The sequence below is a fragment of the Sporofaciens sp. St.21A7 genome, assembly GCF_059728535.1.
Genome location: NZ_BAAGFN010000001.1, coordinates 2,585,036 through 2,597,531, shown reverse-complemented (window position 1 = coordinate 2,597,531; position 12,496 = coordinate 2,585,036). Strand labels below are relative to the sequence as shown.

Annotated in this window: 12 protein-coding genes; 1 reads left to right on the top strand and 11 read right to left on the bottom strand. The window is 47.7% G+C overall.

Translation table 11 applies throughout. The features are described from left to right. Positions 1 to 3: 3 nt before the first annotated feature. The 6 genes from mreC to AC6I3O_RS12700 all read right to left on the bottom strand — a co-directional run bounded on the left by mreC (position 4) and on the right by AC6I3O_RS12700 (position 5,389). A complete protein-coding gene (mreC, locus tag AC6I3O_RS12725; RefSeq protein ID WP_497851204.1) occupies positions 4 to 954 on the bottom strand; it encodes a rod shape-determining protein MreC in 951 nt (316 codons plus the stop codon). A gap of 1 nt (position 955) precedes the next feature. Further along, a complete protein-coding gene (locus tag AC6I3O_RS12720) occupies positions 956 to 1,978 on the bottom strand; it encodes a rod shape-determining protein (protein ID WP_497851203.1) in 1,023 nt (340 codons plus the stop codon). A gap of 16 nt (positions 1,979 to 1,994) precedes the next feature. After that, positions 1,995 to 2,687 (bottom strand): RadC family protein, encoded by a 693-nt coding sequence (gene radC, locus AC6I3O_RS12715; protein ID WP_497853466.1) that lies wholly within the window; start codon positions 2,685 to 2,687, stop codon positions 1,995 to 1,997. Between the two features lie 36 nt (positions 2,688 to 2,723). Continuing rightward, positions 2,724 to 2,984, bottom strand: a complete 261-nt coding sequence (locus tag AC6I3O_RS12710) for a DUF4321 domain-containing protein (RefSeq protein ID WP_497851202.1) — start codon at positions 2,982 to 2,984, stop codon at positions 2,724 to 2,726. 147 nt (positions 2,985 to 3,131) lie between these two features. After that, entirely contained in the window at positions 3,132 to 4,814 is a 1,683-nt protein-coding gene (locus tag AC6I3O_RS12705; RefSeq protein ID WP_497851201.1) for an NAD(P)/FAD-dependent oxidoreductase, read from the bottom strand. Positions 4,815 to 4,828: 14 nt separating this feature from the next. Further along, positions 4,829 to 5,389 carry a TetR/AcrR family transcriptional regulator gene (locus AC6I3O_RS12700; RefSeq protein WP_497851200.1) on the bottom strand — a complete coding sequence of 187 codons (561 nt, stop codon included), beginning with the start codon at positions 5,387 to 5,389 and terminating at the stop codon, positions 4,829 to 4,831. A gap of 238 nt (positions 5,390 to 5,627) precedes the next feature. On the opposite strand from AC6I3O_RS12700, the gene AC6I3O_RS12695 reads away from it, so the two are divergent. After that, positions 5,628 to 6,497 (top strand): DMT family transporter, encoded by an 870-nt coding sequence (locus AC6I3O_RS12695; protein WP_497851199.1) that lies wholly within the window; start codon positions 5,628 to 5,630, stop codon positions 6,495 to 6,497. Here the strand turns inward: AC6I3O_RS12695 and AC6I3O_RS12690 are convergent. From AC6I3O_RS12690 to AC6I3O_RS12670, 5 genes are all read right to left on the bottom strand, one after another. Next, a complete protein-coding gene (locus AC6I3O_RS12690) occupies positions 6,474 to 7,094 on the bottom strand; it encodes a P-loop nucleotide/nucleoside kinase family protein (RefSeq protein WP_497851198.1) in 621 nt (206 codons plus the stop codon). The genes AC6I3O_RS12695 and AC6I3O_RS12690 overlap by 24 nt on opposite strands. Then, positions 7,027 to 7,773, bottom strand: coding sequence for a phosphatase PAP2 family protein (locus tag AC6I3O_RS12685; RefSeq protein WP_497851197.1), 747 nt, complete (start codon positions 7,771 to 7,773; stop codon positions 7,027 to 7,029). The genes AC6I3O_RS12690 and AC6I3O_RS12685 overlap by 68 nt, the downstream gene beginning before the upstream one ends. Before the next feature lie 13 nt (positions 7,774 to 7,786). Next, positions 7,787 to 9,382 carry an AAA family ATPase gene (locus AC6I3O_RS12680; protein WP_497853465.1) on the bottom strand — a complete coding sequence of 532 codons (1,596 nt, stop codon included), beginning with the start codon at positions 9,380 to 9,382 and terminating at the stop codon, positions 7,787 to 7,789. Between the two features lie 62 nt (positions 9,383 to 9,444). Next, complete coding sequence (locus AC6I3O_RS12675) at positions 9,445 to 11,031, bottom strand: AAA-like domain-containing protein (RefSeq protein WP_497851196.1); 1,587 nt, start codon at positions 11,029 to 11,031, stop codon at positions 9,445 to 9,447. Between the two features lie 90 nt (positions 11,032 to 11,121). Further along, positions 11,122 to 12,429 carry an MATE family efflux transporter gene (locus AC6I3O_RS12670; protein ID WP_497851195.1) on the bottom strand — a complete coding sequence of 436 codons (1,308 nt, stop codon included), beginning with the start codon at positions 12,427 to 12,429 and terminating at the stop codon, positions 11,122 to 11,124. Between the last annotated feature and the right edge of the window lie 67 nt (positions 12,430 to 12,496).

Below are 12,496 nucleotides of genomic sequence, written 5' to 3'. Positions count from 1 at the left end.
AGATCATTCTCCTTCTCCATCCTGTGCATCCTCTGGGGCTTGCGCATCCTCTGGATTCGCAGGAGCTTCCGGCTTCGCATCCTCCGGCTCCTGTTCGTTGTTCGCATCCAGCAGATTCTTCTTCGTCGTGGTAATCACCAGCACCTCCTGAAGCTTACTGAAATCCACCGCCGGAGTAATATATCCGGATCTGGTCAGGTTGTTCGCATCCACTTCAATATCGCTGACATACCCGATGAACAGCCCTTGCAGGAACCTTGGGCTTACATGGGAAGTTACCACCTGTTCTCCTGGCTCTATCTTATTATCATTGTTGGGGAGCTTTTCAAAACGCAGCCTCCCATCCGCCATCAGTTTTAAGTCGCCTCTGACCATACAGGTATCCGAAGTCGAAAGCATCATGGCGCTCACGTTGCTGGCGTCATCCACGATAGAACGTACCCGGGAATAGGTAGGACCTGCCTCGATCACAATTCCCACAAGACCGCTTCCCGCAAGTACGTTGGAATCCACCTGTACCCCGTCCCTGGTCCCTTTGTCGATGGTGAAATCTGTGAACCAGTTATTCCCGTTATTAGCGACCACATGGGCGCCAATCTTCTCATAATCAGAATAATTCTCATCCAGCTTATATAATTCCCGCAGCCGGTCCAGCTCATACTGCTCCTGTCTAAGCCGCGTGTTGTCGATGGTCAGCTCGTCTACCTTCGCCTGCAGCTTCGCATTCTCCTTCTTCATATCCTCAAGCGTCTCGAAATTATCCGACAAATCGCTCATGAACCTGCCAACATAGCTGATACCTTCCTGCATAGGAACTACCGTATAACCAGCGATAAAACGTAAGGGGCCTTTGCCGTCTGTGAACCGCTCGATTCCAAGCAGGATCACGCATAGGACCGAAATGATAATCAGCCAGTATTTACTTGAAAAAGATGATTGGTTCTTGTTCTTCATATTATCTCATCCACCTATAATTTTCGTCGAGCATGGAAAATGCAAACTTGCGCAGTTCCTTCGACTCAATAATCTTCTTCAATCCGGAGACCGCGCAGATATCCGGTTCCACGGAGGTTCGGGTCGTAATTCCCACCATCTCCTCCACATACATCTCAAGGCCTGCCGTATGCGCCACGCCGCCGGTTAAGAAAATCCCGTTCTCGTTGATTGCCTTGCGTACCTCAGGAGGTGTCCGGTCAAGGAGGGACTGGATGGCGCTGACGCACTGGAACAGCGGGTCTTTCATCGCAAGCCTTACCAGATTAATCGAAATCCCCTTGCGCATGGGAACGCCCGTAATCAGATCCCGCCCGGCAACCGTGAGCATGGCTTCTACTTCGTTGGTAAAAATCCCAAAACTCTTGCGCAGCACTTCCGCCGTATGCCTTCCAATCAGGAAGTCGTGGCTGTGCCGCACCAGATTGATGACCGACTGGTCAAAAGTTGCGCCGCCTACTTTCAGAAGACGGTTCATAACCATACCACCCCCCGCAATCACCGACAGCTCTGTAGTCTCGCCGCCGAAGTTCGCGATGAACACGCCCTTGGTGTTCTGTACGTCCAGGTTAAGCCCCACCGCGTCTGCAATCGAACGCTCCACAATATTGACCTCTTTCGCCTTTGCCGTGGAATGGATAACCAGATCGAAGAAGGCCTTCTTCTCTACCTCTGTCACATCCGTCGGGACTGCAACCACATACTCCGAACCCCGGGCGAACTGCCGGTCCTTCTTGAGCAGGTTCTGCAAAAGGAACTGCATGTCATGGAATCTGGATATGACGCCTTCCTTCATGGGAAAGACTACCTCGATATTGGAAGGCGCCTTCTCGTACATCGAAAAGGCTTCGTCCCCCACTGCAAAAATCTCCTTCTCGTTCTTCAATGCAATTACATCTTTTTCTTTCCATATGGTATCTTTCTTCTTATCGTAAACCTTAATCTCGTAGGAACCAAGATCAAGACCGTATACATTCCTCGCCATCTGACATAGATCCTTTCTAAAGCATGCCCTCTTCCCTGAAACTTACATAACAATTATTCCCAATAATGATGTGGTCTAACAGCTCAATACCAATCAAGGCTCCTGCATCCAGGATTCGTTTGGTTATCAGCATATCTTCCCGGCTCGGGGTCGGGTCGCCGCTTGGGTGGTTATGCATAATCACGATGGACACTGCATTCTTCTGTAACGCTTCTATAAAAAGCTCTCTCGGCGTGATCAGCGAGGCGTTCACCGTCCCCTTCGATACATTCGTCTCTCCGACCAGCTTTGCTTTCGTATTCAACATCAGAAGCTTCATAAGCTCCTGCTTCTCGTGACGCATGTCTTCCATATAATATCTGGCAATCGACTCCGGTTCCGCAAAACACAAGGCTTCCTGATAGGATGCCTTGGAGAGCCGCTTGGCAAGCTCGGAGATACAGGAAATCTGGATTGCCTTTACCTTCCCGATGCCCTTGATTCCCATGAGCCGCTCCATGCTGAACTGGTGCAGCCCTAAGATTCCGGTCTCCCCGGCGTGGTAGAGTATCCTTCTTGAAAGCTCCAGAGCGTTCTCGCCCTGTGTGCCGGTACGCAATAGAACCGCCAACAGCTCTTCATCACTTAAAGCATGTACCCCTCTACGTTCGCATTTCTCATAAGGGCGTTCCGTCTTTGGTATCTCCTTTATGGTATTTGACTGCTTCATCTCATCTTTGGATTCGTACGACACTCATAACAGACTCTATAAGAAACGATAAATAATGACAGCAAGAATCACGCCCACAATACTTGCAATGGTAATCTTGATGGATAGGCCAAATGTCAGCACCAGAATCCCGAAATTCAAGACAACCGGCTCCTGCAGCCCGAAGGATTGGCCGTAACCCAGCCAACTAAGCGCCGGCACTCCCTCAGCCAGCATACCGATAAAGCCTCCAAGCACAATCCCTGTCAGGATAAACAGGAACAAAGCCCAGGAATTCTTGCCTCCTGCTCCCTTCATATGTACTCCTCCTCGTTTTGTCTATCTGAAAACTCAATACATTTTACCATATTTCGGAAACGGTGTATAGGGTTATCACATTAAAAATTTCTTAAAGTGGCGGGCGGGGTGTCGAAAAGGAGGGGATTTTCGGTCATTTTCGGCGCCTTAAAAGGGACGGTATTTTTCTGCGATTGCCTGTGCAATCTTGAGTCCGTCGATTGCGGCGGATGTGATACCGCCGGCATATCCTGCTCCTTCGCCGCAAGGGTAGAGTCCCGATACCGTGCTTTGGAAGGAGGCGTCTCTTAGGATGCGCACAGGAGAGGAGGTGCGGCTTTCTACGCCGGATACCACTGCGTCCGGACGCCCATATCCTTTGAGGCGTTTCTCGAAAGAATAGATGCCTTCTTCGATGGCTTTCGCCAGTTCTTCCGGAAAGATAGACCTTACGTTGCCCCATGTGAAGCGCCCTTTCATTTGGGGAATGACTGCCCCGGGGGTTTTGGTGGGGCGGTTCTTACAAAAATCTCCAAAAAGCTGAACCGGAATGTTTCCGCTTCCAGCCTGATATGCGGCTTCTTCCAGCCTGCGCTGGAATTCCATTCCAAGGAGAGGGTCAGCATTTTGGAACGTTTCATCTGTCTTTAAGGCCTTTTGGCAGTCCTCGGGCGTGACTGTCACGACGACTGCGCTGTTGGCATTGACACCATCTCTTGCGTGGTAGCTCATGCCATTGACTGCTAAGCGCCCCTCTTCGGAGGAAGCGTTGACCACATATCCGCCGGGACACATGCAGAAGGTGTAGACTCCTCTTCCGTCCGGGAGCTTTGCCGTTAATTTGTAGGCGGCGGCCGGAAGATTGGAATCATGCCCGGATCCATATTGCGCCAAGTCAATCATTTCCTGCGGGTGTTCCATGCGGATTCCGACGGCAAATGCTTTTGCCTCCATGGGGATTTGGCTGCTTTGGAGCATGGAAAATGTATCCCGCGCGCTGTGGCCGATGGCCAGGACTGTAATCTCTGTGTTCAGGATATCCGAATCCTGTACATTTTTTTCGTCATTTTCGCAGGCCTGTCTTTGCACCTTGAGCGCAGATACGCTCTTTTTCCCTTCTTCTTGTGTAATGACAAGGTCTGTTACCTGTGTCTGGAATCTTACTTCCCCGCCATGGGCAATGATAGATTCCCGCATGTTTTTGACCACTTTTGCCAGGATATCCGTACCGATATGGGGTTTATTCTGGTACAAGATTTCTTCCGGCGCGCCGTTTTCTACAAAAATCTCTAACACTCTGCTGTTTCTTCCTTCGGGGTCGTTGACCAGTGTGTTCAGTTTTCCATCCGAGAATGTCCCTGCCCCGCCTTCGCCGAACTGGACGTTTGAGTTGGGATTTAAGACTCCCGACTTCCAGAATTCTTCCACGTCTTTCATCCTCTTTTCCACAGAGGCCCCACGTTCCAAAAGAATTGGGCGGTAGCCAAGGCGGGCAAGCTCATACCCGCAGAACAGGCCGGCAGGGCCGGTACCCACAATGACGGGACGAAACTCAAACGGTTTCGTTCCCCTTGCGTCCAGGAAATACCGCTTCTCCTGAGGATTTATTTGGATATTGGTAAGCTGCTTCTGTTTCCGGACATGCTTTTTTACTTCATTTTCATTTTTTACGGTTACATCTATGGTATAGACATAGAAAAGCTGGGGCTTTTTCCTGGCGTCTAAAGACTGCTTTTTTAGGGTGTACGAAAGAATCTCATCTTCCCTGATGTGAAGAAGCCTGCAGATCTTCGCCTGCAAATCCACCTCTGTGTGGTGGATGTCTAATTTTAGCTGACTGATTCGTATCATTCTTAGTTTCTCCTTCATGATATCCTAAAACCATGCTCTATGACGGTAAGATAGTATTTCGCAAGTGTATCCGGCGGCGTTGCCATTCTCTGGCGTACCCACCACTCTATGGTATCCGTAAAACTTCCCACCAGAAAATTTTCCAGATAAGAAACCGGTATCTCCATACTGCTCTCCTTTACCAGCCCGGCAAACATTTCCTTTAAGTAGGACTTGAAATAGTTCAGGAATAGTTCCCCGCTTTCACCCGAGAGCAGACGTATGATTTCCGCCTGGTTGTCTTTCAGATGGTACAGGATATGGGTAATCCTTGTCTTCCGTTCATTGGAAGAACCGGAAAAGTCATGGGTCGGTTCTGTCTCTAAATGGTCGGAAAATACATGCCGGAACATATCGGAACAAAGTTCATTGAGAAGCTCTTCTTTTGTGCCGAAATGTGCGTAAAATGTACTTCTTCCGATATTCGCCCGGTCTATGATTTCCTGTACCGTAATCTGGTTGAATTTCTTGTGTTCCAGCAAGGCGGAAAAAGCGTTGAAAATTGCCTGACGGGTTTTCTGCTGTCTTCTGTCCATAACCTCTCCATTCCGCCGCCTCTGAGGTTGGCGGCACAAATGCTCCTTAGATGGACATTTTATCCAAAATGTCCCGTAACATACATTTTTACGTTTCTGGTTCTTGTCTGCGAATCCATCACTCTTTATAATATTATCGAACATTATGTCAGATAACGGATATTTCATACCGCATCTTTTATTGTCAGATATCGGATACCGCTATCGGATTAAGCCAGATTGTAGAAAGGAAATTCTCATGATAAACAGATTGAGCCCCCAGAAAAAAGCCGCCGGATTCGCAATCCTGGCGGCGGCGCTCTACGCCGTGAATTCACCGGTTTCCAAACTGCTTCTTAACCATGTGCCCGCCGCCTTGCTTGCCGGGTTCTTATACCTTGGCGCAGGCATCGGTATGTTTTTTGTCGGAAAAATCCAGAATGCCGCAAACATCGGCCATGGCGAACTCCCGCTGACAAAAAAAGACCTGCCTTTTACCGTAGGAATGGTGGTTCTGGACATTGCCGCCCCTATCTGCCTGATGGCAGGGCTTGCAAATACCACAGCGGCAAACGCTTCTCTTTTAAATAATTTTGAGATTGTTGCAACATCTGTCATCGCACTGCTTCTATTTGGAGAGGCAATCCGCCCTCGTCTGTGGTGCGCAATTGCCTGTGTAACGGCGGCAAGCGCCATGCTTTCTTTCGAGGATATCAACAGTTTGACCTTTTCCTTTGGTTCTCTCCTCGTCCTCCTTGCCGCCGCCTTCTGGGGACTAGAAAACAACTGCACCCGTATGCTTTCCACAAAAAATCCCCTGCAGATTGTCACGGTCAAAGGAATCTTTTCCGGGCTGGGTTCCTTAGCCTGCGGCATTGTCATCGGGGAACGGTATTTCCAGCCGATCTATATTCTCCTTGCCATGCTGTTGGGTTTTGTGGCGTATGGGCTGAGTATTTTTTTCTATATCTATGCGCAGCGTACCTTAGGCGCCGCAAAGACAAGCGCCTATTATGCGGTCGCGCCGTTTATCGGAGCCGCCCTCTCTTTCCTGATTTTTCATGAGATGCCTTCCGGGATATTCCTTGCCGCTCTTTTGCTGATGCTATTGGGGACTTATCTGGCTTGAGCGCCATTCCATGACCTGTGCCAATATCTGCTCCATGTCAACCTTGGAAAAGTCTGTGGTATCTATAACAATCTGTTTACCGCCGACGCAAAAAGTATCGAAGCCTCTGGATTCGATTCCTTGCAGATAATCTTCAAACGAAAGGGATGCTGCCTTTAATTCCTCCAGACTATGCTCCCGTTCTTCCGGGTAACAATCGTTCAGCACATGGCCCTTATGTCTCGCAGGGCTTATGTTCCGCTCTAGGAAACGCTGATGGACGGCCATGTAATCTCCGGTCAGCGTCACGGTTAACGCGGGATACCGGTACTCTTCCAGAAGAGCCGTGATTCCCGCTTTGGAAATATGTTCAAAGTTATTTTCCAGAATGAAGGGCTGCCCTACCTTCATTAATTGCTTTGCCGCATAATAAATCATTTCCATGCCGGCGATTCCAAGATTGACTTTTTCTTTTCTTGAGTGAAATCCCACATGGTCGTATAACAGTTCTTTGACCGTGTCCTTGGAAAAGACGGGCAGATGCATCCGTTCAGACAGATATTCTGCCATGGTGGTCTTCCCCGCCGCCGGGATTCCTGTCACTAATATACAATACATGTTTCCGCCTGCCCTTTCTTGTGTGTTTTTCCTGAAGCATCGATAAAACAGAATACAATCCCATAATCAGCGCGCCGCTGATTAACAGGCCGCCGATAATATCCGTAAACCAATGTGCGCCTGAAACCAGCCTGCCGATTACCATCACTGCCATGATGATGATGGAAACCACCCTGACGATGCCGTTTATTTTTTTGTTCTTCACCAGTAAGCCGCATTCCAGCATTGCGGCGGCCATAAAACAGCACGCCAGCATGGTATGGGAAGAAGGATACGATGCTTCCAGATATCCGTCTATGAGAATCGGCCTGTAATTCACGATATATATTTCAAAAAGTATGTACACCAGAATGACCGCGGTATAGAAGACTCCAAGGGCGATGATACTTTTGTCCACTTTGAGCAGGCTTTTCCTTTGGATAAGCTGTTTAAGCCCGACGGCCGCAAAGATTCCCGCCGTAGACAGCGGGACAAATCCAAGCCAGTATGTGATAGAATACCAAAGTGTGTGGACTCCGAGAAATTCATGGATAGGCCCGTTAATTGAGGCAAAACCTACGCTTGAACTCTTAGGGCCGATGGTATGGACGTCCACGATCTGAATTAAAACCGTGAAAAGAATAAATAGTATCACCCATATTCCAGTAACAATAAAATTTCCGGTTTTCTTTTGCATCATACATTCCTCGTTTCTAGTCTTTGAATTTTTGCACTTTCTCAATTACACAAGTATGCATCTTCGTCTTCCTGTCATAGCTGATTCCTGCAAGGAGCAGATTCCCTTTATAATCTTTCAGGGCGTCTACATAGTTTCTATCCTTAATCTGGGCAATCGCACCCTTCGCTTCCCGATTCCATTTGAGTTCAATGACCACCGCAGGCTTATCCGGATGCATCTTCCGCGGAATCAGGCAAATGTCCGCAAATCCTTTCCCGCTGGGCAATTCCCGAATAATCGTATAGTACTCCCTGGCAAAATAGAACGCCAGATTGATAGTACAGCTCAGGGAATTCTCATCATTATACTGTAAAAATGAAATCTCCTTGTGGGCACGGTCAATGCCTTCTGCCACTGCCTGTCCGTCCATCTCCCATAAGGATTCCAGCAGTTTCCGGGAAGCCTCCACTGAACGGGCCACTTCCTGCCAGTCCATGGTACGGATGGCATTTTCATACTCCTGCGATACCTCTTTGTTAGGAATGCCGACAGTTCCCTGTATGCTGTTGTAGGTCAGATACCCCAGATGCACCAGCAGCGTCAGCACGTCATCCTTTGTGGCAAATGTAGTCATATCATTTTCAAAGGTCCCTGTATGGACAGGGACTTCCTCCCTGGCCAGCATCCGGACCACGGCGTGTTTCAATCCATCCATATCCATCCGGATATAGGACTTGAGCGCTTCGTAAGTCTCCGTCTGGTTCCAGTATGTCCCGAACTTATGCCTAAGCATCGCCTCTACCACGGACTTAGGGCTGTACATGTGATGGCAGACGTCCCCCTCTTTCCGATGGGTGATAAGACGATAACCGTCGTACCATGCCTTTGTCTCCTCGAAACTCATCCCATGCTCCTTACAGAGCGTCTCCACTTCATGTTCCGTGAAACCGAAGTATTCTGCAAGCCCGCCTGGGTCTGTCATGGAATACTCAGTAAACATATTCAGCGCAGAGTGTGAGCCGTATTTCTTGATAGGCAGGATTCCGGTCATGTAGGCCAGCGCTATATAATCCTTATCCTTTAGCCATGCCCGCAGGAAATCAAGGTACTTCTTCTGTGCTTCTTTGTCCTGCCGGTATTCACGGAAAAGGCAGTCCCATTCGTCAATCAGAATGATAAAAGGACATTTTGTGCTGGCGAAGATGTCCTGCATCACAAATGACAGATGGCTGCCATCTGCATCATCCGGATATGCACGCTTCAAATCCAGAATGATTCTTGACTGCAGCAGTCCAAGCATTTCGTCTGCACTGTCTGTCGCACTTAAAAATTCCTGCATATTAATCTTGATTACATCGTATTGATTCAAGTGAGCCTTGTATAATTCCGTTTGTCTAATCCCGAAATCTTGGAACAAATCAGACGAGTCTTCATCCTTGGCATAGTAGGCTGCTAACATATCCGCTGCCATAGATTTCCCAAAACGCCTTGGACGGCTGACGCAGATATATTTCTGCCGCGTATTCAGTACCGCGTTCATCTGTTCAATCAGCCCGGTCTTATCTACATAGATTGCAGAATTCAGGCTTTCACGGAACCCCTTATTCCCCGGATTGAGATAACTTCCCATACGTCTTTTCTCCCCTGTACGCTTCATTTGTTCCTCCATGAATTCTAACATAATGTTCAGTTTCAAACGACCGCCTCCACTAATATCTTATCACCTAGCCGAATCTCCTTCACACCAATCTCTTTCTTTCGGTTAAAATTGAAGCTGAGCATATATCCTTTCTTCAAGCCAAAGTGGTCAAGATATCCCGAAAGCTGCTTTTCTCCCCGCTCATTGTACGCGTTTCCCCGCCAAATCTTGAGTTCACAGATATGCTGCTCCCCACGATAGTCAATAATCAGATCCATTCTCTCCTGATTTCTGGTCTCCGACTCCACATAACAATTCCCCGTCCCATTGATAATCGGTTTCAAGAAAAGCATAAAATATCTCCTGCCCTCTTCCTCAAGAAAAACCTCTTCCCTGTCTCCATATAAATAATCGAAAGTCTCAACAAACTTTTCAAGCACCCGCCTGACATTTAAATGGCCGTCAATGATAAATTGATTCTTCTTTCGTGAACCTTCCATATAAATATCCTTATTTTGCTCTTTATAATTTGACAAAAATCGGTGATACAGACGGTTTTCAAATATCCTGTTCGCAATCCTTACCATAGAATCCTGAACTTCTATAAATCCAAACATACGGGCGTTCCTGACGACCGGGTCATCCGCATCATAGGCAATCGGCTGCCCTTGGAAGAGATAACGGGAAATGACCGCATTTAATTCCGGGTATTGATACAATTTATTCATAAGTGAATCAAACAGAGGATTATTTTCTTCTAACAGCATCTTTACAGCCGTCAAGAAACCGGCCTTCGTCCATACACTGGCATAATCTGAGAAATCTGCCGTACCCCTGATTTGTTCATCCATCAGTTTACAGAGACGCGACACCAGATAAGGATACCCGGATGTATACTCATAGAGCAAATCTGCTATTTCTGTAATATTCATCCCCGTATGGTGTTCTGCCTCATATTCTGCAAGCATTCCTGCTATTTCTTTCCTGCAAAAACTCATATCCACACGAAAATCAGCAGCAATGTTCCACGGACTATTTTCCCTATAGATATCGTCCGGATAGTGTTTCCCTCTGATACTACGCACATCATAGACCCCTGCAAGAATCACGGACTGAAACGTCCGTACTTTTCTTCTCTTCAAATAGCAGGCTCTAATCTGCGCCAGAAAATCAACAAACACCTGATTATTTCCAGCGGTATCTGCCTCGTCGATCATCAGGACAATTCTTTTTTCCGATTCCTCACACCATGCTTTCATCACTTTGAAAAGCGCCTGAAGTGAGCCACGCCGCGCTGATTGAGTGGCAAATGCAGAAAATTTCTCTTCCATTCCGTCCGGCAGCCCCGGGGCGAAATCCAACAGCTCTTCCGAAAAAGCCGCAACGAAAGACTGTTCACTTTCAAAGGCCAACGAACTCATAGCCTGAAAATCCAGGCTCACAACTTCATATTCTTCTTTGAGGTACTCCTCCAAGGCAGACAAGATAGTAGTCTTACCGTATTGTCTTGCACGGTTGATTACAAAATACTTCTCGGCGTCTATCATACTTTTTATTTCTTCCAGACGGCCGGACAAATCAACCATATAGTGAAGCCCCGGGTCACAATACCCGTCTGTGTTAAATGTTCGATTCATCATTACCCCAACCTTTAAAATCACCTCTTTTGATTAAAGTATACATGATACCTCCTCCGGCCGTCAAATAAAATCGAAACTTAACGAAGCAACTTAGCGATGGGACCGTAAAAAATATACCGTAAGCCCAAGCGTCACCACTTCCGTCACAGGAGCCGCAAGCCACACCCCTGTCATCCCCAACCAATATGGCAGAGTAAAGATACACGCGAGCAAGACTACAAATCCCCTGGACGCCGAAATCACAGCCGACTGAAACGCATGCCCCGTAGCAGTAAAATAGAAAGAAGTGACGGCATTTACGCCCGAAAAGAAAAAAGAAGTCATAAAAATAAGCATTCCTGCTCGTATCATTCCTGCCACCCTGCCGCTTCGCACGAATATCCCGCTGTACCAATCCATTCCCGCAGCCATCAGAAAGAATACTGCCATTCCCGCTAAAAAAACATACCGGTTCGTCCGTTTCCGAATAGCACAAGCCAATACCTTCTCCTTTGCTCCATAGGCAAAACTAATCAGCGGGCTTGTCCCCTGTCCGAATCCCACAATAATCATGTTGAATGCATACGCCACATATCCCACAATCGTAAAAGCCGTCACGCCGTCCGTCCCTATCTTCCTCATAATCACAAAATTATAGGCAAACATGGCAATTCCCGTAGACATCTCGCCAATAAATTCCGAACTCCCATTTAAGATAGACTGTACACAGATTTCCACGGAAAACCGGAACTTTCCCAGACGGTAAAGCCTCGTCTTCCTCACGAAAAAGTACAAGATGCACATAAGAGAAGCCACTGCAGCCAGAAGGGAAGCCAGCCCAATCCCGGCAACGCCCATATGGAACCAGTCCGCAAAGACATAATCCAGAAAAATATTCAACAGCACGTCCATGATACTGATTTTCATATAGTACTGGGGATGCCCTTCCCCGCGGATAAACATCCCAAACGAAGAATTGACCACCATCACCGGCAGCTCTAGAAGCATAATCCCATAATAATCCCGAAAATACCCGGCGACTCGCCCTTCTGCGCAAAGAACGGAAAGCATGGGTTCAAAACAGAATCCCATGACACAGCCAAGCAATGCCGAAAACACCAACGTAGTCACAATGGTCTGCCGGAACACCTGATTACTCTCATCCCTGTTCCCAGCGCCCAGAGCCATCCCGGCAATCGAAACACCTCCGATGGAAACCATTAGACCTACGCCAAGGTACAGATAGATGATCGGAAGCCCGAGATTAACCGCCGCAATCCCTTCCTTTCCCACATAGTTGCCGATGAAGAACCCGTCTGCAACAGTAACCATAGAAGTGAGAATCATGGAAATGATTGATGGTATCGAAAACTGCCAAATCATCCTTGCCGTATCCTGTTTCATCTGCTCCAAATTCATAAAAATTCCTCCTTCAATCATGTAATACCCATTCATTATAAGAAGGAACTAAAATATATACTTCTGA